This window comes from Burkholderia sp. ZZQ-2 (genome assembly GCF_050768715.1).
In the GTDB taxonomy this organism is placed as follows: Bacteria; Pseudomonadota; Gammaproteobacteria; order Burkholderiales; family Burkholderiaceae; genus Burkholderia; species Burkholderia cepacia.
Map to the genome: position 1 here is coordinate 1 of NZ_LDVA01000040.1, position 19,551 is coordinate 19,551.

The 19,551-nt window shown below is 68.4% G+C and carries 17 protein-coding genes; 11 read left to right on the plus strand and 6 right to left on the minus strand.

Annotation, left to right across the window (positions count from 1 at the left end; all coding sequences use genetic code 11):
• Window positions 1-101 precede the first annotated feature (101 nt).
• From ABY44_RS01295 to ABY44_RS01305, 3 genes are all read right to left on the minus strand, one after another.
• Entirely contained in the window at window positions 102-1,361 is a 1,260-nt protein-coding gene (locus tag ABY44_RS01295) for an ABC transporter substrate-binding protein (protein WP_431640755.1), read from the minus strand.
• Between the two features lie 66 nt (window positions 1,362-1,427).
• Window positions 1,428-3,419, minus strand: coding sequence for a beta-galactosidase (locus tag ABY44_RS01300; RefSeq protein ID WP_431640756.1), 1,992 nt, complete (start codon window positions 3,417-3,419; stop codon window positions 1,428-1,430).
• 9 nt (window positions 3,420-3,428) lie between these two features.
• Window positions 3,429-4,577 (minus strand): ABC transporter ATP-binding protein, encoded by a 1,149-nt coding sequence (locus ABY44_RS01305; RefSeq protein WP_431640757.1) that lies wholly within the window; start codon window positions 4,575-4,577, stop codon window positions 3,429-3,431.
• Between the two features lie 189 nt (window positions 4,578-4,766).
• On the opposite strand from ABY44_RS01305, the gene ABY44_RS01310 reads away from it, so the two are divergent.
• Window positions 4,767-5,807 (plus strand): LacI family DNA-binding transcriptional regulator, encoded by a 1,041-nt coding sequence (locus tag ABY44_RS01310; RefSeq protein ID WP_431640758.1) that lies wholly within the window; start codon window positions 4,767-4,769, stop codon window positions 5,805-5,807.
• A gap of 121 nt (window positions 5,808-5,928) precedes the next feature.
• Here the strand turns inward: ABY44_RS01310 and ABY44_RS01315 are convergent, their stop codons facing one another.
• Window positions 5,929-6,570, minus strand: a complete 642-nt coding sequence (locus ABY44_RS01315) for a GntR family transcriptional regulator (RefSeq protein ID WP_059693209.1) — start codon at window positions 6,568-6,570, stop codon at window positions 5,929-5,931.
• A gap of 131 nt (window positions 6,571-6,701) precedes the next feature.
• Here ABY44_RS01315 and ABY44_RS01320 point away from each other — a divergent pair, with 131 nt between their 5' ends.
• Together ABY44_RS01320 and ABY44_RS01325 are read left to right on the plus strand one after the other, a co-directional pair.
• Entirely contained in the window at window positions 6,702-7,178 is a 477-nt protein-coding gene (locus ABY44_RS01320) for an OsmC family protein (protein ID WP_059693207.1), read from the plus strand.
• A gap of 28 nt (window positions 7,179-7,206) precedes the next feature.
• A complete protein-coding gene (locus ABY44_RS01325) occupies window positions 7,207-7,851 on the plus strand; it encodes a glutathione S-transferase family protein (RefSeq protein ID WP_059693205.1) in 645 nt (214 codons plus the stop codon).
• A gap of 70 nt (window positions 7,852-7,921) precedes the next feature.
• On the opposite strand, the gene ABY44_RS01330 is transcribed toward ABY44_RS01325, so the two are convergent.
• Window positions 7,922-8,872: a LysR family transcriptional regulator gene (locus tag ABY44_RS01330; RefSeq protein WP_027790239.1), complete on the minus strand. Its 951-nt coding sequence runs from the start codon at window positions 8,870-8,872 to the stop codon at window positions 7,922-7,924.
• Between the two features lie 114 nt (window positions 8,873-8,986).
• On the opposite strand from ABY44_RS01330, the gene ABY44_RS01335 reads away from it, so the two are divergent.
• The 7 genes from ABY44_RS01335 to ABY44_RS01365 all read left to right on the plus strand — a co-directional run bounded on the left by ABY44_RS01335 (window position 8,987) and on the right by ABY44_RS01365 (window position 17,445).
• On the plus strand, window positions 8,987-10,738 hold the full coding sequence (locus tag ABY44_RS01335) for an IlvD/Edd family dehydratase (RefSeq protein ID WP_027790240.1): 1,752 nt from the start codon (window positions 8,987-8,989) through the stop codon (window positions 10,736-10,738).
• A gap of 127 nt (window positions 10,739-10,865) precedes the next feature.
• Window positions 10,866-11,795 carry a dihydrodipicolinate synthase family protein gene (locus ABY44_RS01340; protein WP_027790241.1) on the plus strand — a complete coding sequence of 310 codons (930 nt, stop codon included), beginning with the start codon at window positions 10,866-10,868 and terminating at the stop codon, window positions 11,793-11,795.
• A gap of 36 nt (window positions 11,796-11,831) precedes the next feature.
• The gene (locus tag ABY44_RS01345; RefSeq protein ID WP_091920771.1) at window positions 11,832-12,761 is read left to right on the plus strand and encodes a Gfo/Idh/MocA family protein; all 930 of its coding nucleotides are present in this window, start codon (window positions 11,832-11,834) and stop codon (window positions 12,759-12,761) included.
• An 83-nt stretch (window positions 12,762-12,844) separates the two neighbouring features.
• Window positions 12,845-13,858, plus strand: coding sequence for an arabinose ABC transporter substrate-binding protein (locus ABY44_RS01350; protein ID WP_027790243.1), 1,014 nt, complete (start codon window positions 12,845-12,847; stop codon window positions 13,856-13,858).
• 20 nt (window positions 13,859-13,878) lie between these two features.
• On the plus strand, window positions 13,879-15,438 hold the full coding sequence (gene araG, locus ABY44_RS01355) for an L-arabinose ABC transporter ATP-binding protein AraG (RefSeq protein ID WP_060205677.1): 1,560 nt from the start codon (window positions 13,879-13,881) through the stop codon (window positions 15,436-15,438).
• A 30-nt stretch (window positions 15,439-15,468) separates the two neighbouring features.
• A complete protein-coding gene (gene araH, locus ABY44_RS01360) occupies window positions 15,469-16,494 on the plus strand; it encodes an L-arabinose ABC transporter permease AraH (protein WP_059693195.1) in 1,026 nt (341 codons plus the stop codon).
• Between the two features lie 51 nt (window positions 16,495-16,545).
• Entirely contained in the window at window positions 16,546-17,445 is a 900-nt protein-coding gene (locus tag ABY44_RS01365) for an SMP-30/gluconolactonase/LRE family protein (protein WP_431640761.1), read from the plus strand.
• Window positions 17,446-17,497: 52 nt separating this feature from the next.
• Here the strand turns inward: ABY44_RS01365 and ABY44_RS01370 are convergent, their stop codons facing one another.
• Entirely contained in the window at window positions 17,498-18,388 is an 891-nt protein-coding gene (locus ABY44_RS01370) for an amidohydrolase family protein (protein WP_431640762.1), read from the minus strand.
• A gap of 169 nt (window positions 18,389-18,557) precedes the next feature.
• Between ABY44_RS01370 and ABY44_RS01375 the strand changes: the two genes are divergently transcribed.
• The gene (locus tag ABY44_RS01375; RefSeq protein WP_021163522.1) at window positions 18,558-19,385 is read left to right on the plus strand and encodes a p-hydroxycinnamoyl CoA hydratase/lyase; all 828 of its coding nucleotides are present in this window, start codon (window positions 18,558-18,560) and stop codon (window positions 19,383-19,385) included.
• Window positions 19,386-19,551 lie beyond the last annotated feature (166 nt).

The following is a 19,551-nucleotide window of genomic DNA, read 5'->3' on the forward strand; positions in this document are numbered from 1 at the left end:
CGAGGTGTCGGGACGAAATCGGACTGGACACGGCAGGGCTCCTGAACGAGCGAACGATGGGACAGCCGCAGCGGCGGAGCACCGCCGCGCGGGTCACGGCGTTACTTCTTGTAGATCCGCTTGCGGGTCTGTTCGAGCTGCGCGAGCACCGTATCGAGCTGCGCCGGATTTGCGAGGAACTGCTGCATGCCCTTCATCCCCTCGTCGGCCATTTCCTTCGTCATGTCGCGGTCGTAGAACTGCGCGACGCCGCCCTTCGTGTCGGCAAGGATCCGGAAGCCGATGCGCGAGACCGGATCGGCCGGCTCGGGCGACTTGCTGTTGGCCGACAGCGAACCGAGGCCTTCCGCGAGCTTCGCGCCCGTCTCGGGTGTTTCGACGAACGCGAGGAACGTGTGCGCGTCGGCCTTGTTCTTCGCCTTCGTCGGGATATGCAGCGATTCGACCGGGCCATCCTCGGCGGTCGGCACCTTCGGGTCGATGATCGGGAAGCGGTAGTAGCCCATTTCCTGCTTCACGTTCGGCGGAAAACCCGCCGCGATGAAGGTGCCCATCAGCATCATCGCGGCCTTGCCCTGGAACAGGAACGGCTGGGCGCCGTCGAGATCGTAGGACAGCGCGTTGTCGATGAAGTAGCCCGCGTCGATCAGCGACTTCCACGTCGTGTAGACCTTCTTCACGCGCGGGTCGGTGTACGGCACGTCGCCGGCCATCAGCTGCTGGTGGAACGCGTTGCCGTTCAGGCGCAGGTCGAGATAGTCGAACCAGCCGGCGAGCGTCCACGCGTCGCGGCCGCCGAGCGCGACCGGCGTGATGCCGGCCGCCTTCAGCTTCTTGCACGCGTCGAGAAACTGGTCCCACGTCTTCGGCTCGTCGGCGATGCCGACCTTGCGGAACAGGTCCTTGCGGTAGAACAGCCCCCACGAGTAGTAGACGGTCGGTGCCGCGTACTGCTTGCCGTTGTACGACGATGCGTCGCGCGTCGATGCATACATCGCGCCCCAGCCGTTCTTCGCCCAGTCGCCGCTCAGGTCCTCGAACAGCCCGCGCTTCGCGTAGTACGCCATCCGCTCGCCGGCGTGCCAGTTCACGACGTCCGGCGCGACGGTCGTGAGCCAGGCGGGGAGCTGCACCTTGTACGCTTCCTCGTCGACGAAGGTGGCCTTCACGTCGATGTCGGGATGCGCCTTGTGGAACGCGTCGAGCGTCGACTGCCAGACCGCGCGCTGGCTGGCGCCCTTGAACGCGATGTTGATCGTCAGCGTGCCGGCATCGGCGGGCGCCGTCGTGCCGAGCGATGCCAGTGCGACAGCGGCGGCCGTGGCGAGCCGGGCGGCGAAGCGAAGGGGGCGATGTGTCATGCGTGTCTCCATTCCTGTGTGTCGTCTTGTGCGTGACCGGCGCATCGCGGCGCCGGTGTCGGGGTGCTACGAACGGCTTCGATACACGACCACGTCTTGCGGCCCGACTTGCGCGGTGCCGAGCACGAACGCCGACGGCGGTACCGCGTCGATCGTGTGCGGCGTGTCGCCATAGTTGAAAACGTAGGTCAGGCCGCCGCGCCGGCTCACGCGCACGTCGTCGCCGAGCGGCGTCGGCGTGAGGCCGGCTTCGGCCGCGACATCGGCGAACAGCCGGGCGGTGGTCGCGTCGTCGAACAGCGCGGCCCAGTAGTGCAGCGTGCCGTGCGACACGCAGGCCGGGTGACCGTCGGCGAAGCGCGCGCGCACGACGCCGCGCGTGTCGTCGTGAAGCTCGACGAAGTCGCGCCAGTGGCGCGCATGGCCCGCGAGCGGCGCACCGTCGCACAGCGTGCCGTCGATTCGCTCGGTCACGTTCGGCCGCAGCGATTCGACGCGCCATACGCGCACCGGCAGGATCGATGCGAGCGGGCCGGGCGGCAGCGTCGGCGGAATCTGCAGGTCGACGGTTTTCGAGCCGGTGCGCGGCCCGAACACGGCGTGCGCGCCCGAGGCCGCGAGCCGCGCGGCGAAATCGTCCGGGACGACCGGCAGCGGCGGCACGACGACGAGCCGGTAGCCGTCGAGCGGCGCATGCGCGGAAACGATGTCGACGTCGAGGCCGAGCGAACGCAGCGCCGCGTAGTACTCGAACGCGAAGCGCGGGTAGTGGAAATCGGCGCCTTGCGGCTGCACTTCGAACAGCCACTTCGCTTCGTAGTCGAACACGAGCGCGACGGGGGCACGCACCGCGCCGTTCGGGTCGGCATCGGCACCTGCGTCGCGTATGGCCGCGATCTCGCGCGCGACGCGCTGCGCCTCGCGGCCGCCTTCGTCGAGCCGGTTGTCCGGCGTATTGAGACCCGCATGCATCTGCTCCTGCGCGAACGGCGCCTGACGCCAGCGGAAGTACGACACGCAACCGGCGCCGTGCGCGAACGCCTCCCAGCTCCACAGGCGCACCATGCCGGGCAGCGGCGCGGGGTTCCACTGCGCCCAGTTCACGGGGCCCGGCTGCTGCTCCATCACCCAGAACGGCAGCGTCGACATGCCGCGATAGAGGTCGTGATTGAACGATGCGAAATCGGGATGGCCGGTGCGCAGCCAGCGCGCCTTCACGTCGGGCGCGAACCATTGCTCCTCGAGCGCGCCGAGCGGATAGCTGTCCCACGTCGCGACGTCGAGGTCGCGCGCCACTTCGTAATGGTCGAACTCGGTGAACAGCTGCATGAAGTTGTGTGCGACGGGCCGGCCCGGCGAGTGCGCGCGGATCACGTCGACCTGCATCCGGTGATAGCGCGCGACTTCGTCCGACGCGAAGCGCCGGTAGTCGAGGCGATGCGACGGGTGCGCTTCGGTCACGGTGCCGACGGGCGCATCGACCTCGTCGAAATGGCGATACTCCATGCTCCAGAACACGGTTCCCCACGCGCGGTTCAGCGCGTCGATCGTGCCGTAGCGCGCCTTCAGCCACGCACGGAATCGCACGAGCGCGGCCGGCGAATAGCTGACGACGGTCTGGTGGCAGCCCAGCTCGTTGTCGGTCTGCCAGTAGCGCACGGCCGGGTGCCGGCCGTAGCGCTCGGCGACCGCCGTGCAGATCTGGCGCGACGCCTCGAGATAGGTCGGCGACGAGAAGTCGTAGTGGCGGCGCGAGCCGAACGCGCGCGGCCGGCCGTCGGCGCCGATCGCGAGGATGTCCGGATGGCGGTCGACCAGCCATTTCGGCGGCGTCGCGGTCGGCGTGCACATCACGATCTCGAGACCGGCCGCACCGAGCACGTCGACCGCCCGATCGAGCCAGCCCCAGTCGTATTCGCCGGGCGACGGCTCGATACGGCTCCACGCGAATTCGGCGATCCGCACCTGCTCGATGCCGAGCGCTTTCATCCTGCGGGCATCGTCGGCCCACATCGATTCCGGCCAGTGTTCCGGGTAGTAACAGACTCCGAGGCGCATGCCCGATCCTTATGCGTAGTGGTGAACGTGGACGTCGGCGCACGCGGGCACCGCGCGGCCGTCTTCGGTGAAGAGATGGCAGGCCGCGGCCGGCGCATGCACGAGCACGCGTTCGCCGCTGCGCACCTGCGCGTCGCCGGGCACCTTCGCGATCAGCGCGTGGCCGCCGGGCTGGTCGAGGTGCACGTAGGTCTGTTCGCCCAGGCGTTCGACGAGCGCGACGTCGCGTGCGAGTGTCGTGGCGTCGTGCGCGGCGCCGAGCGTCAGGTGTTCGGGGCGAATGCCGAGCGTCACGGTGGCGCCGGCGCCGAGCGCCGAGCCGTCGCGCGGCAGCGTGAAGGTTTCGCCGGACGGCGTGAGCGTGACGGCCGTGCGACGGGCATCGCACGCCGTGACGACGGCCGGCAGGAAGTTCATCCGCGGCGAGCCGATGAAGCCCGCGACGAAGTGGCTGGCCGGGTGGTGGTAGAGGTCGAGCGGCGCCCCGACCTGCGCGATGCTGCCGTGCTGCGCGGTGTCGGCGCCGGCGTGCAGCAGCACGATCTTGTCGGCGAGCGTCATCGCTTCGGTCTGGTCGTGCGTCACGTAGACGACGCTCGCGCGTTCGAACTGGCGGTGCAGCCGCGCGATCTCGATGCGGGTCTGGCCGCGCAGCGCGGCGTCGAGATTCGACAGCGGCTCGTCGAACAGGAACACGCCGGGCTCGCGCACGATCGCACGGCCGATCGCGACGCGCTGCCGCTGGCCGCCCGACAGCGCCTTCGGCTTGCGTTCGAGCAGCGTGTCGAGCTGCAGGATGCGCGCGGCATCGCGCACTTTCCGGTCGATCTCGGCTTTCGGCACGCGCGCGAGCTTCAGCCCGAACGCCATGTTCTCGTAGACCGTCATGTGCGGAAACAGCGCGTAGCTCTGGAACACCATCGCGACGCCGCGCTCGGCGGCCGGCACGTCGTCGACGCGGCGGCCGTCGATCGACAGCTCGCCCGCGCTCAGGTCCTCGAGCCCGGCGATCATCCGCAGCAACGTCGACTTGCCGCATCCTGACGGCCCGAGGAACACGCAGAACTCGTGCGCGCCGATCTCCAGATCGACGTCGCGAATGACCGGTGCGTGATCGCCGTAGGCTTTCTGCACGCGCCGCATCGAGATGCTCGCCATTGTCTCCGCTCCATGTTTTAATGCGCCATTGTCGTTGATTAAGCGCTTAATCATCGCGATCAAAAAAAGAGGCGATGCGATCGCGGCCGAGTCGCGCCCGTCGGTCGGGCGGCAGGGTGTGCGGCGATAGTGCGCCGCTTCGGTGAGCGAAGCAAATACTGGATAGACGTCTCATATAGTGAGCAACCGATGGCAACCCTAGATGAAGTGGCGCGCCGCGCCGGCGTGACGGCCGCGACCGTGTCGAACGTGCTGCGCGAGCGCGGCCGGGTCGGCGAGGCGACGCGTGCGCGGGTGCTGGAAGCCGTGGAGGCGCTCGGGTATCGGCCGCATCTCGCGGCGCGTGCGCTGGCGGAAGGGCGCGCGCCGACGGTCGCGCTGATGGTGTCGAGCATCGCGAACCCGTTCTACCCGGAGTTCGCGCTGGCGGTCGAGCGCGCGGTGCGCCGCAACGGACAGTTCCTGATCGTCTGCAATACGAATGAAGATCCGCTGCAGGGGCGCGCGTATCTCGACCAGATTGCCGGCACGATCTCCGAAGGGATTCTCGTGACCAACGCGAACCTGCATCTGCCCGATCTGCTCGACGTGGCGGCGCGCGGTGTGCCGGTCGTGCTGTGCCTGTGGGAGCGGCCGGAGGCGCCGCCCGACGGATTGCCGTGCGTGGCGATCGATTTTAGGGAGGCGGGGCGGATCGCGACGCGGCACTTGCTCGAGCTGGGCCACGAGCGGATCGGCGTGATCGTCGGCGGGTCGGCGAGCGGCGTGCAGGCGGCGCGCTACGACGGCTTCGTCGACGTGATGCGTGAAGCCGGGCTCGACGCGTCGATCGTCGCGGCGGAACCCGATTCGATCGAAGGCGGCGTGCGCGCGGCGGGGCGGCTGCTCGACGCGCATCCGCGGCTGACCGCGCTGGTCGCGACCAACGACCTGCCGGCGATCGGGGCGATGCATGCGGCGGCCGATCGCGGCCGGCGTGTGCCGGACGATCTGTCGATCGTCGGGATCACCGACATTCATCTGGCCAGCGACACGCGCCCCACGCTGACGACCGTTGCGATCCCGACCGCCGAGGCCGCCGGGCTCGCGGTCGAATTGCTCAATGCGCTACGCGGCGCGGGCGAGCGCAGCAGCGCTGCGTCGCGCGTGCGGATCGCGTCGCTGCCGAAACTGGTGGTGCGCGGGACGACCGGCCGCGCGCCCGGCGGGAGCGCGACGCGGTCGATTTGACGTATCGATGTGTTGAATGTCGCGATGGAGGTTGCCGCCGCGATCGGCGCGACCCGACAGGGCCCGACAAGGCCGGCCCGGCCCGCGCACGGTGCAGCAGGCGGCACGCGCAGCGCCGGCTTCAGTCGCCTTCGACGAGCCCCATCACGATGCGCCTGGCCGATTCGAGATGCGCGACCGTCATCGACCGAGCGGCACGCGCATTGCGTTCGCGGCACGCCTGCAGGATCTCCTCGTGCTCGACCTGGAACGACGGCGTATCGGCGAGCAGCGTGGCCTGCAGGCGCTCGTACCGTTCGACCTGGCTGCGCAGCTCCGCGATCGTCTGCAATTGCCGTGCGTTGCCGCAGCACGAATACAGCAACGCATGGAATTCGCGGTTCAGTTCGCCCTGCCGGCGCGGCACGGCCGTATCGCCGAGCAGGCGATGGACGAGTTCGGCACGCGCGAGCGTCTCATCGTCGAGCCGCTTCACGCTTCGGTAGATCGCGTCGCCTTCGAGCAGCACGCGCAGGTCGTAGATTTCCTGCACGTCCGATGCGCCCAGCATGCGCACGACGGCGCCGCGATTCCTGAAGATGTCCAGCAACCCTTCGCGCTCCAGGCGCTGGATGGCCTCGCGCATCGGAATCCGGCTGATGCCGAACCGGTCGGCGAGGTCGCGCTCGACGAGCCGTTCGCCCGCTTCGAACTCGCCGTTGATGATCATGTCGCGCAACGAGGCGGCGACCGCGTCCGCCGTGGAATCGAGTTTGGCTTCCATGCCTGTGTGTTCCGTCAATTTGGAATAATGGTATACCAAACGAAAATCCGGTGCCAAAATGGCGAACGCAGGCGGGCTCCGTATGACGAAATCCTGCCCGGTCGAAGCAACCCACATCAATGGAGAGCGAGATGGCATCTGGTGAACACAAGTATCGCGTCGCGGTCGCGTGGACGGGTAATCGCGGCACCGGCACGTCGGGGTATCGCGAATACGGCCGCGATCACGTGATCCGGGCCGGTACCAAGCCGGATATTCCCGGTTCGTCGGACCCGGCGTTTCGGGGCGACGCGTCGCGCTGGAACCCCGAAGACCTGCTGCTGGCGTCGGCATCGGCGTGCCACAAGCTCTGGTACCTGCACCTGTGCTCCGAAGCGGGCATTCGCGTGCTCGCTTATGTCGACGATGCGGAAGGCACGATGGTCGACCGTGACGAGCCGGGCCGCTTCACGGAAATCGTGCTGCGCCCGCACGTGACGATCCAGGCCGGCGACGATCGCGAGCGGGCGGAACATCTGCATCATGATGCGCACGCGAAGTGCTATATCGCGAACTCGGTCAATTTTCCGATCCGCTGCGAACCCACGATCGAATTTGCCGCAGCGTGACGCCGACACCCGCCGGACGAAATCGACGATGAAGCTTTTCTACTACCCAGGCAACGCCAGCATGGCGCCGCACTTCGTGCTCGAGGAAATCGGCCAGCCGTTCGAGCTTGAATACGTCGACCGCACGCACGATCGACACAAGTCGCCGGACTACCTCGCGCTCAATCCGAACGGGCTCATTCCGGTACTGATCGACGGCGACCTGGTGCTGTACGAGGCCGCGGCCATTTGCCTGCATCTCGCCGATACGCATCCCGAGAAGCGGCTGGCGCCCGAACTCGGCACCCCGGAACGGGCACAGTGCTACAAATGGCTGATGTGGCTCACCAACACGCTCCAGGCGACGTTGATCGCGTATTTCTATCCGGAGCGCTGGGTCGACGTGGGCAACTCGGCTGGCGCCGCGCAGGTGAAGGCGCATGCGGAGGCGAAAATCGCGGCGCTGCTCGATCAGCTCGACCGTCAACTGGAAACGAGCGGCGGCCCCTGGCTGCTCGGCGCGCATTACTCGGTGCTCGATCCATATGCGCTGATGCTGTGCCGCTGGACCCGCGGCTTTGCCGAACCGGCGCGGCAGCGCCCGGTACTCGGCGGCTATCTGCAGCGGGTGCTCGCGCGCCCGGCGATCCAGCGGGCGCTGCAGACCGAAGGGATCGCGCCGCCCTGGGTGTGACGCTCGACCCGGGCCACGCGCGCGTCAGCCGGCGCGCACGTGCTCCGGGAGCGCCGATGAAGCCGCGCCGTTACGGCACGACGCCATAAACCCCCCGCGCCGCCACCCGAATCGCATCCACCATCACCGCGACGGCCGGCGAATGCAGCCGGTCGGTGCGCGTGATGATCCCGAAATCGTCCATCCGGCAATCCATCTCCAGCGGCAGCACCGTGACGATCCCGTGCCGCGCGTAGTAGCGCGCGACGTCCTCGGCCAGCACCGCGATCATGTCGCTCTGTTCGAGCAGTTGCGTGATGAACAGCAGCGCGGACGTCTCGACGAGGTTCGCCGGCGGCGCGAGGCTCGCGCGCTGGAACACGAGCTCGAAGCGATGGCGCAGCACGCTGCCGGCCGGCGGCACGACCCACGCGGCGCGCTGCACGTCCGCGAGCGCCAGCGGCGCCTGCGCGAGCAGCGGATGGCCGGTCCGCACGACGGCCGCCACCGACTCGCCGGTCAGCGGCTCGTAGCGCAGCCGCAGCTTGTCGTGTTCGGCGGAAAGCCGGCCGACCACGATGTCGATCTTGTCCTGCGCGAGATGTTCGAGCAGCACGTTGCTGGTGTCGATCTCGACCGATACGTGCAGGCCCGCATGCGTGCCCTTCACCGCGGCCACGGCCGGCGGCACGAGCCGCAAGCCCGGCGACGTGATCGCCCCCACCGCCACGTGGCCGAGATGGCCGGCCTTCAGCGCGGCCAGTTCCTCGTGCGCCTGGTCGAGGCTGCCGAGCGCCGCGCGCGCGTGACGGATCAGCGCGTCGCCGTACAGCGTCGGCCGCATCCCGCGCGGCAGGCGTTCGAACAGCACCGCGCCGATCGACTCCTCGAGTTCGCGCAGCAGCTTCGACGCGGCCGGCTGCGTCATGTTCAGCGCGGCCGCCGCGCGGTGAATGCTGCCTTCGTCGGCAAGCGCGACGACCAGCAGAAGCTGGCGCGTCTTCAGGCGGCCGCGGTTTCCCCACGGGCTGGCTTCGGGCATCGTACGGGTTTATATCGATATCGGAATCGATATCGTAATCGCCAAAAACGTCATTAGCCAGTTATCAAAATTCTGCCTAGACTGCGCCGGTATCCCGTCACCACAGGACTGACGATGTCGGCAACAAAACCCAGGCTGCGCTCCGCCCAATGGTTCGGCACGAACGACAAGAACGGCTTCATGTACCGGAGCTGGATGAAGAATCAGGGCATTCCCGATCACGAGTTCGATGGCCGTCCGATCATCGGCATCTGCAACACGTGGTCCGAACTGACGCCGTGCAACGCGCACTTCCGCAAGCTCGCCGAACACGTGAAGCGCGGGATCTTCGAAGCGGGCGGCTTCCCGGTCGAGTTCCCGGTGTTCTCGAACGGCGAATCGAACCTGCGCCCGTCGGCGATGCTCACGCGCAACCTCGCGTCGATGGACGTCGAGGAGGCGATCCGCGGCAACCCGATCGACGCGGTCGTGCTGCTCGCCGGCTGCGACAAGACGACACCCGCGCTGCTGATGGGCGCGGCGAGTTGCGACGTGCCGGCGATCGTCGTGTCGGGCGGGCCGATGCTGAACGGCAAGCTCGAAGGCAGGAACATCGGCTCCGGCACGGCCGTGTGGCAGCTGCATGAATCACTGAAGGCCGGCGAGATCGACCTGCATCACTTCCTGTCGGCCGAAGCCGGGATGTCGCGCTCGGCGGGCACCTGCAACACGATGGGCACCGCGTCGACGATGGCGTGCATGGCCGAGGCGCTCGGCGTCGCGCTGCCGCACAACGCGGCGATCCCGGCCGTCGATTCGCGCCGCTACGTGCTCGCGCACATGTCCGGCATCCGCATCGTCGAGATGGCGCTCGAAGGGCTGGTGCTGTCGAAGGTCCTCACGCGCGCGGCGTTCGAGAACGCGATCCGCGCGAATGCGGCGATCGGCGGCTCGACGAATGCGGTGATCCACCTGAAGGCGATCGCCGGACGCATCGGCGTGCCGCTCGAACTGGAGGACTGGATGCGCATCGGCCGCGACACGCCGACGATCGTCGACCTGATGCCGTCGGGGCGCTTCCTGATGGAAGAGTTCTATTACGCGGGCGGGCTGCCGGCCGTGCTGCGCCGGCTCGGCGAAGGCGGGCTGCTGCCGCACCCGGACGCGCTGACGGTGAACGGCAAGTCGCTGTGGGACAACGTGCGCGAAGCGCCGAACTACGACGACGAAGTGATCCGCCCGCTCGACCGGCCGCTGATCGCGGACGGCGGCATCTGCATCCTGCGCGGCAATCTCGCGCCGCGCGGTGCGGTGCTGAAGCCGTCGGCGGCGAGCCCCGAGCTGCTGAAGCATCGCGGCCGCGCGGTCGTGTTCGAGAACCTCGACCACTACAAGGCGACGATCAACGACGAGGCGCTCGACGTCGACGCCAGCTCGGTGCTCGTGCTGAAGAACTGCGGGCCGCGCGGTTATCCGGGGATGGCCGAGGTCGGCAACATGGGCCTGCCGCCGAAGCTGCTGCGCCAGGGCGTGAAGGACATGGTGCGGATTTCCGACGCGCGGATGAGCGGCACCGCGTACGGCACGGTCGTGCTGCATGTGGCGCCGGAGGCCGCCGCCGGCGGGCCGCTCGCGGCCGTGCGCAACGGCGACTGGATCGAGCTCGACTGCGAGGCCGGCACGCTGCATCTCGACATTCCGGATGACGAACTGCAGCGCCGCCTGTCGGACGTCGATCCGACCGCGGCGCCGGGCGTGGCCGGGCAGCTCGGCAAGGGCGGCTACGCACGGCTGTACATCGATCACGTGCTGCAGGCCGACGAGGGGTGCGACCTCGACTTCCTGGTCGGCACGCGCGGCGCGGACGTGCCGAGCCATTCGCATTGAGCGGCAGGCGGCGCGAGAGGTGCCACAAACGCGCGCCGCAGCCGGTTGCGGGCCCGCCCGGGCCCGCTTCGTGAAACCGTGAACGCATGACGGCGGTCGCCACCGACGCCGAAGCAGGACGCGAACCATGACATCGAGCAGCACGCCGCGTTATCGCGGCATCTTCCCCGTCGTCCCGACGACCTTCACCGACACCGGCGAGCTCGACCTCGCGAGCCAGAAACGCGCGGTCGATTTCATGATCGACGCGGGTTCCGACGGGCTGTGCATCCTCGCGAATTTCTCCGAGCAGTTCGCGATCACCGACGACGAACGCGACGTGCTCACGCGCACGATCCTCGAACACGTCGCGGGCCGCGTGCCGGTGATCGTCACGACGTCGCACTACGGCACGCAGGTGTGCGCGGCGCGCAGCCTGCGCGCGCAGCAGCTCGGCGCGGCGATGGTGATGGCGATGCCGCCGTATCACGGCGCGACGTTCCGCGTGCCGGAAGCGCAGATCTTCGATTTCTTCGCGCGCGTGTCGGATGCGATCGACATCCCGATCATGATCCAGGACGCGCCGGCGAGCGGCACGCCGCTGTCCGCGCCGTTCCTCGCACGGATGGCGCGCGAGATCGAGCAGGTCGCGTACTTCAAGATCGAGACGCCCGGGGCGGCGAACAAGCTGCGCGAACTGATCCGACTCGGCGGCGACGCGATCGAGGGGCCGTGGGACGGCGAGGAGGCGATCACGCTGCTCGCCGACCTCCATGCCGGCGCGACCGGCGCGATGACGGGCGGCGGGTTTCCGGACGGCATCCGGCCGATTCTCGAAGCCTGGCGCGAAGGGCGCCACGACGACGCTTTCGAGCGCTATCAGGCGTGGCTGCCGCTGATCAATCACGAGAACCGCCAGTCCGGGATCCTCACCGCGAAGGCGCTGATGCGCGAAGGCGGCGTGATCGCGTGCGAGCGGCCACGGCATCCGATGCCGGAACTGCATCCGGACACGCGTGCGGAACTGCTCGCGATCGCGCGTCGGCTCGATCCGCTCGTGCTGCGCTGGGCACACTGAACGACCACCGAACGATTCGCGAAGGAGGCATGCACGATGAGTGATCAGGTTTCGCTGGGTATCGTCGGCGTCGGCAAGATCGCGCGCGACCAGCATCTGCCGGCGATCGACGCCGAACCGGGCTTCAAGCTGACCGCGTGCGCGAGCCGCCATGCGGAAGTCGCCGGCGTGCGCAACTATCGCGACCTGCGCGCGCTGCTGGCCACCGAGCGCGAGCTCGACGCCGTGTCGCTGTGCGCGCCGCCGCAGGTGCGCTACGCGCAGGCGCGCGCCGCGCTCGAGGCCGGCAAGCACGTGATGCTCGAGAAGCCGCCGGGCGCGACGCTCGGCGAAGTGGCCGTGCTGGACGCGCTCGCGCGCGAGCGCGGGCTCACGTTGTTCGCCACGTGGCATTCGCGCTGCGCGAGCGCGGTGGAGCCCGCGCGCGCGTGGCTCGCGACCCGCACGATCCGCGCGGTGCAGGTGCGCTGGAAGGAGGACGTGCGGCGCTGGCACCCGGGGCAGCAATGGATCTGGGAACCGGGCGGCCTCGGCGTGTTCGATCCGGGCATCAACGCGCTGTCGATCGTCACGCGGATCCTGCCGCGCGAGCTCGTGCTGCGCGAGGCGACGCTGATCGTGCCGAGCGACGTGCAGACGCCGATCGCCGCCGAACTCGATTGCACGGATACCGATGGCGTGCCCGTGCGCGCGGAATTCGACTGGCGGCACGGCCCGGTCGAGCAATGGGAAATCGCGGTCGACACGGCCGACGGCGTGCTCGCGATCAGCCGCGGCGGCGCGCAACTGTCGATCGCGGGCGAGCCGGTCGAGATCGGGCCCGAACGCGAGTATCCGGCGCTGTATGCGCACTTCCATGCGCTGATCGCGCGGGGTGAAAGCGACGTCGACGTGCGGCCGCTGCGGCTCGTCGCCGATGCGTTCCTGTTCGGCCGGCGCGTGCAGACCGACGCGTTCGGACGCTGACTACGCTGACTACGCGGGCGCGCCGCGGCGCGATCGCGCACGACGAATCATTACGGCACAAGCCGACATCAAGGAGACACCGCATGAACCGCACGACCCAAACGATTCGCCGACACACCCTGCGCGCGCTGCTCGCCGCGCTGTGCATCGCGCCGCTCGGCATGCAGGGCGCCGCGCGCGCCGACGCGCCGCTGAAGATCGGCTTCCTGGTGAAGATGCCCGAGCAGGCATGGTTCATCAACGAGCAGAACGCGGCGTCCGCGCTCGGCCAGAAAGAGAATTTCTCGGTCGTGAAGATCGGCACGCCCGACGGCGAGAAGGTGCTGGCCGCGATCGACAACCTCGGTTCGCAAGGCGCGCAGGGCTTCGTGATCTGCGCGCCCGACGTGCGCCTCGGGCCGGCGATCGCCGCGCGTGCGAAGCGCTACAACATGAAGTTCGTGACCGTTGACGACCAGCTCGTCGATTCGACCGGCAAGCCGCTGTCGAACGTGCCGCACCTCGGGATGTCGGCGACCAAGATCGGCAACCAGGTCGGCCAGGCGATTTCCGACGAGATGAAGCGACGCGGCTGGAAACCCGAGGAAGTCGGCGCGCTGCGGATCACGAACTACGAGCTGCCGACCGCGAAGCTGCGCACCGACGGCGCGACGCAGGCGCTGCTCGCGAACGGCTTCCGCCAGGAGAACATCTTCGATGCGCCGCAGAAGACGACCGACGACGAAGGCGGCTTCAGCGCGGCCGCGCCGGTGCTCGCGCGGCATCCGAACATCAAGAAGTGGGTGGTCTACGCGCTGAACGAGGAAACCGTGCTCGGCGCGGTGCGCGCGACCGAACAGCTGCATATTCCGGCCGCCGACGTGATCGGCGTCGGCATCAACGGTGCCGGCGAGGCGTTCGCCGAATTCCAGAAGAAGGAGCCGACCGGCTTCTACGGGACGATCGCCGTCAGCTCGACGAACCACGGCAAGGACAGCACGCAGAACCTCGTCGACTGGATTCGCAACGGCAAGACGCCGCCGGCCGACACGCAGACGAGCGGCAAGCTGATGACGCGCGCGAACTGGCAGGCCGTGCGCGCCGAACTCGGCATCTGAGCGTGCGGGGCGAGCAAGCGATGACGACGCAGACGATGACGACCGTATCCGCCGGCAGCACGGCCGCCGGCGCAGCCGGCGTGGCGAGGCCGGACGCGGCGCTGCTCGCGCTCGACGGCATCACGGTGACGTTCCCGGGCGTACGCGCGCTCGACGCCGTGTCGCTGTCGGTGCGCGCGGGCGAAGTGCACGGGCTGATGGGCGAGAACGGCGCGGGGAAGTCGACGCTGCTGAAGGTGCTGTCCGGCGTGAACCAGCCGCAGGCCGGCACGCTGACGCTGAACGGCGCGGTGCAGCACTTCGCGTCGACGCGCGCGGCGCTGGAGGCCGGCATCGCGATCATCTACCAGGAACTGCATCTCGTGCCCGAGCTGACGGTCGCGGAAAACCTGATGCTCGGGCAGCTGCCGAGCCGGCTCGGCGTGGTCGACGAACGCGCGCTTGCCGTGCGCGCGCTCGATGCGCTGGAGCGGCTCGGCGAGCACATCGATCCGGGCATTCCGGTGAAGTATCTGTCGATCGGCCAGCGCCAGATGATCGAGATCGGCAAGGCGCTGATGCGCGACGCGCGCGTGATCGCGTTCGACGAACCGACGAGCTCGCTGTCCGCGCGCGAGACCGCGCAACTGTTCCGGATCATCCGCGCACTGCGCGCGGAAGGCCGCGCGATCATCTACGTCACGCACCGGATGGAGGAAGTGTATGAACTGTGCGACCGCGTGACCGTGTTCCGCGACGGCCGTCGCATCGAGACGTTCGAATCCGTGACCGATCTCGATCGCGACCGGCTGATCGGCTGCATGGTCGGCCGCTCGATCGAGGACGTGTACGGCTACCGGCCGCGCACGCCCGGCGACGTGCTGATCGAGGCGAAGGGGCTGGCGGGGCCCGGGCTCGCCGAGCCCGTGTCGTTCACCGCGCGGCGCGGCGAGATCGTCGGCTTCTTCGGGCTGGTCGGCGCGGGCCGCTCGGAGCTGATGAAGCTGCTGTACGGCGCCGCGCGCCCGAGCGCGGGGCACGTCGAGCTGAACGGGCGGCGGGTCGCGTTCGGGAGCCCGCGCGACGCGGTGCGCGCCGGCCTCGCGCTGTGCCCGGAAGACCGCAAGCAGGAAGGCATCGTCGCGATCGCGTCGGTGGCCGACAACCTGAACATCAGCGCGCGCCGGCATTTCAGCCCGGCGCGCGTGCTGCTCGACGGGCGGCGCGAGCGTGAACTCGCGCAGCGCTATATCGAGCGGCTCGCGATCAAGACCCGCGACGGCGACACGCCGATCGGCGCGCTGTCGGGCGGCAACCAGCAGAAGGTCGTGCTCGCGCGCTGGCTGGCCGAGCGCATCGACGTGTTCCTGATGGACGAGCCGACGCGCGGCATCGACGTCGGCGCGCGCGCGGAAATCTACAACCTGTTCTACGAACTCGCGGAAGCGGGCCGCACGGTGATCCTCGTGTCGAGCGACCTCGCCGAGGTGATCGGCGTGTCGGACCGGATCATCGTGATGAAGGAAGGACGGATCGCGGGCGAGGTCGCGAAGGCGCAGGCGACGCCCGACGCGCTGATCAAGCTCGCGCTGCCGCGCTAGCGGCCTGCAGTCAACCGGAAAGCAACTGATATGAGCCAGGCAATGCAACCCCAACGCACTTCCCCGTCCCCCGATGCCGCGGCCACGGCCGCGCCCGCGCGAGCGCGCGGCGGCGTGTGGCAACTGATCAACCGTTCCGGCATCGTGATGGTGTTTCTCGTGCTGTTCGCGACGCTGTCGCTGACGGTGCCGGACTTCCTCACGCCGCGCAACATCCAGGGCCTGCTGCTGTCGGTCACGCTGATCGGCTCGATCGCGGTGACGATGATGTTCGTGCTCGCGCTCGGCGAGGTCGACCTGTCGGTCGCGTCGATCGTCGCGTTCTCGGGCGTCGTCGCGTCGACGCTGATCACGGCGACGCACAGCGTCGTGCTCGGCATCGCCGGCGGCGTGCTCGCGGGCGGCGCGGTCGGGCTCGTCAACGGCGTGCTGATCGCGCGCTGGCGGATCAACTCGCTGATCGTCACGCTCGCGATGATGGAAGTCGTGCGCGGGCTCGCGTTCATCACGTCGAACGGCGACGCGGTGATGATCTCCGAGGAGCGCTTCTTCGATCTCGGCGGCGGGTCGTTCCTCGGCATCTCGTATCCGATCTGGAGCAACATCGTCGGCTTCGTCGTGTTCGGCTTCCTGCTGCGCCGGACGGTGTTCGGCAAGAACGTGCTGGCCGTCGGCGGCAACGGCGAGGCCGCGCTGCTCGCGGGGCTGCCGGTGATGCGCATCAAGATCACCGTGTTCGTGCTGCAGGGGCTCGTGACCGGCTTCGCCGGCGTGATGCTCGCATCGCGGATGAGCCTCGGCGATCCGAAGACCTCGGTCGGCCTCGAGCTCGGCGTGATCTCCGCGTGCGTGCTCGGCGGCGTGTCGCTGACGGGCGGCGTCGCGACGATCTCCGGCGTGCTCGTCGGCGTGCTGATCATGGGCTCCGTGCAGGACGCGATGAGCCTCTTGAACGTGCCGACGTTTTACCAATATCTGATACGCGGCGGAATTCTGTTGCTCGCGGTGCTGTTCGACCAGTATCGTCGCAACCAGCGGCGCGCGATGAAGATCTGACCCTGACGAACGCGCGGCCGCCTGCGAAGGCGACAGACATCGGGAGACGGCATGCAACAGATTCATCCGGGCGCGGCGGCGCTGCTCGTGGACAGCCGCAACACGCTCGGCGAAGGCGCGACGTGGTGCGACGCGGCTCACGCGCTGTACTGGACGGACATCGAAGGGGCGCGGCTGTGGCGCTGCCGCGCGGACGGCTCGGGCCTCGCGCAGTGGCCGATGCCGGAACGGCTCGCTTGCTTCGCGCTGACGCATGATCCGGACGTGCTGCTCGTCGGGCTCGCGACGCATCTCGCGTTCTTCGATCTGCGCAGCGGTGCGTTCACACGGATCGTCGACGTCGAACCCGATCTGCCGACGCGGCTGAACGACGGGCGCTGCGATGTGGCCGGCGCATTCGTGTTCGGGATGAAGGACGAAGGCAGCGAGCCGCCGCAAGCGGTCGGCGGGTTCTATCGGCTCAATCCGGATCTCACGCTCGAGCGGCTCGCGCTGCCGCCGGCCGCGATCGCGAACAGCATCGCGTTCTCGCCGGATGGGTCGAAGATGTATTTCTGCGATTCGCTGGTGCGCGAGATTTTCGTGTGCGATTACCGCGCGGGCGGCGATGTCGCGAATGTGCGGCCGTTCGCGCGGCTGACCGATGCGGACGGCGATCCGGACGGCTCGACGATGGATCGCGACGGCGGGTTGTGGAACGCGCAATGGGGCGGCCGGCGGGTGGTGCGCTACGGGCCGGACGGCGTTGAAACGGAGCGCGTCGAAGTGCCGACCGCGCAGCCGAGCTGCGTGGCGCTCGACGGCGAAGGCCGGCTGTACGTGACGAGCGCGCGCGTCGGGCTGAGCGACGACGCGCTGGCGAGCGATGCCGACGCCGGCGGCGTGTTCGTCGCCCGCACGCGCTACGCGGGGCTGCCGACCGCGCGGTTCGCGGGCAAGCCCGCGAACTGAGCGCGCCGGTGCGTGCGGCGGCGTGCTGCCGGCGCCGTCACGGCCGGACGGGTCACGACTGCCGCGCGGCCTGCAGCCCCAGCAACGCGACCGCGTTGTCTTTCAGAATCAGCGAATGCACGTCGGGCCGGAACCCGGCGCCTTGAAAATCCTCGAGCCAGCGGTCCGGCCGGATCAGCGGAAAATCGGACGCGAACAGCACCTTGTGCTTGAGCAGCGTGTTCGCGTATTTCACGAGCTCGGGCGAGAAGTACTTCGGCGACCATCCCGACAGGTCGATGTAGACGTTCGGCTTGTGCAGCGCGATCGACAGCGCCTGCTCCTGCCACGGCCATGAAGGGTGCGCGATCACGATCTTCATGTCCGGGAAGTCGGCCGCGACGTCGTCGAGGTGAATCGGTTCGGAATACTTCAGACGCAGCCCGCCGCCGCCGCGCATCCCCGATCCCATCCCCGAATGCCCGCTGTGGAATACGGCCGGCAACCCGTATTCCGCGATCACCTCGTAGATCGGATAGGCGAGCCTGTCGTTCGGGAAGCATCCCTGCATCGTCGGGTGGAACTTGAAGCCCTTCACGCCGTGCTCGTCGATCAGGCGGCGCGCCTCGCGCGCGCCGAAGCGGCCCTTGTGCGGGTCGATGCTCGCGAACGCGATCATCACGTCGGCGTTGTCCTGCGCGAACTGCGCGATTTCCTCGTTCGGAATGCGCCGCCGGCCGATGTTCGTCTCGCAGTCGACGGTGAACATCACGAAGCCGATCCGGCGCTCGCGGTAATGCGCGATCGTCTCCGGAATGGTCGGCCGACGGCCCTGCTTCAGCACGGTGCCGAAGTACTTGTCGGCCGCGTCGTCGAATGCCTTCGCGAACAGGTCCGGCGGCTGGCAGCACGACACTTCGGCGTGCACGTGCGTGTCGATGGCGATCAGGTTGTCGATGTCCAAGCGTGTCTCCTCATGTCGTGATGCGTCGGCCGGCACGGCGCGAAATCGGCTGTCCGGGCCCGTTTAGGGGTTTGTCCGGAGCCGCTTCCATTCTACTTTACATATCAGGTTACCTGATAGTAAATTGGTCGCGAGTCGCACAGGGCGGCATCGTCATTGGAGAACGAAAATGGGTTACGAAGGGCGCTGGAAAACGGTGAAGGTCGAGGTCGAGGGCGGGATCGCATGGGTGACGCTGAACCGTCCGGACAAGCGCAACGCGATGAGCCCGACGCTGAACGCGGAGATGATCGACGTGCTGGAGGCGATCGAACTCGATGCCGAGGCGCAGGTGCTCGTGCTGACCGGCGAGGGCGACGCCTGGACGGCCGGGATGGACCTGAAGGAATATTTCCGCGAAGTCGACGCGGGCCCGGAAATCCTGCAGGAAAAGATTCGCCGCGACGCGAGCCGCTGGCAGTGGCAATTGCTGCGCATGTATGCGAAGCCGACGATCGCGATGGTCAACGGCTGGTGCTTCGGCGGCGGCTTCTCGCCGCTCGTCGCGTGCGACCTCGCGATCGCGGCCGACGAAGCGGTGTTCGGCCTGTCGGAAATCAACTGGGGCATCCCGCCGGGCAACCTCGTCAGCAAGGCGATGGCCGACACCGTGGGCCATCGCCAGGCGCTCTACTACATCATGACCGGCGACACCTTCACCGGCCCGCAGGCCGCGCAGATGGGGCTCGTCAACAAGAGCGTGCCGCGCGCGCAGCTGCGCGACGAGGTGCGCGCGCTGGCCGCGAAGCTGCTCGACAAGAACCCGGTCGTGATCCGTAACGCGAAGCACGGCTTCAAGCGTTGCCGCGAGCTGACCTGGGAGCAGAACGAGGACTACCTGTACGCGAAGCTCGACCAGGCGAACTACCGCGATCCGGAAGGCGGGCGCGAGCAGGGCCTCAAGCAGTTCCTCGACGACAAGAGCATCAAGCCGGGCCTGCAGGCGTACAAGCGCTGACGCGCGCCGCCGCACGCAACCGGATCCGAGTGGAGACACGGAAATGCACGAAGTGAGTTTGTTGATCGACGGCGTGTCGCGCGGCGCGTCGGACGGCGGGACCTTCGACCGGATCGATCCGGCGACGGGACGGGTGGCGTCGCGCGCCGCCGCGGCGACGCTTGCC

Bases quoted from the DNA above. Each gene is read 5' to 3' on its own strand.
- ABY44_RS01330 (WP_027790239.1), bottom strand. From the start codon at position 8,872: ATGCCCGAAGCCAGCCCGTGGGGAAACCGCGGCCGCCTGAAGACGCGC.
- araH (WP_059693195.1), top strand. From the start codon at position 15,469: ATGAGCCAGGCAATGCAACCCCAACGCACTTCCCCGTCCCCCGATGCC.
- ABY44_RS01335 (WP_027790240.1), top strand. From the start codon at position 8,987: ATGTCGGCAACAAAACCCAGGCTGCGCTCCGCCCAATGGTTCGGCACG.
- ABY44_RS01345 (WP_091920771.1), top strand. From the start codon at position 11,832: ATGAGTGATCAGGTTTCGCTGGGTATCGTCGGCGTCGGCAAGATCGCG.
- ABY44_RS01305 (WP_431640757.1), bottom strand. From the start codon at position 4,577: ATGGCGAGCATCTCGATGCGGCGCGTGCAGAAAGCCTACGGCGATCAC.
- ABY44_RS01300 (WP_431640756.1), bottom strand. From the start codon at position 3,419: ATGCGCCTCGGAGTCTGTTACTACCCGGAACACTGGCCGGAATCGATG.
- ABY44_RS01375 (WP_021163522.1), top strand. From the start codon at position 18,558: ATGGGTTACGAAGGGCGCTGGAAAACGGTGAAGGTCGAGGTCGAGGGC.
- ABY44_RS01340 (WP_027790241.1), top strand. From the start codon at position 10,866: ATGACATCGAGCAGCACGCCGCGTTATCGCGGCATCTTCCCCGTCGTC.
- ABY44_RS01295 (WP_431640755.1), bottom strand. From the start codon at position 1,361: ATGACACATCGCCCCCTTCGCTTCGCCGCCCGGCTCGCCACGGCCGCC.
- ABY44_RS01315 (WP_059693209.1), bottom strand. From the start codon at position 6,570: ATGGAAGCCAAACTCGATTCCACGGCGGACGCGGTCGCCGCCTCGTTG.
- ABY44_RS01320 (WP_059693207.1), top strand. From the start codon at position 6,702: ATGGCATCTGGTGAACACAAGTATCGCGTCGCGGTCGCGTGGACGGGT.
- ABY44_RS01350 (WP_027790243.1), top strand. From the start codon at position 12,845: ATGAACCGCACGACCCAAACGATTCGCCGACACACCCTGCGCGCGCTG.
- araG (WP_060205677.1), top strand. From the start codon at position 13,879: ATGACGACGCAGACGATGACGACCGTATCCGCCGGCAGCACGGCCGCC.
- ABY44_RS01365 (WP_431640761.1), top strand. From the start codon at position 16,546: ATGCAACAGATTCATCCGGGCGCGGCGGCGCTGCTCGTGGACAGCCGC.
- ABY44_RS01310 (WP_431640758.1), top strand. From the start codon at position 4,767: ATGGCAACCCTAGATGAAGTGGCGCGCCGCGCCGGCGTGACGGCCGCG.
- ABY44_RS01325 (WP_059693205.1), top strand. From the start codon at position 7,207: ATGAAGCTTTTCTACTACCCAGGCAACGCCAGCATGGCGCCGCACTTC.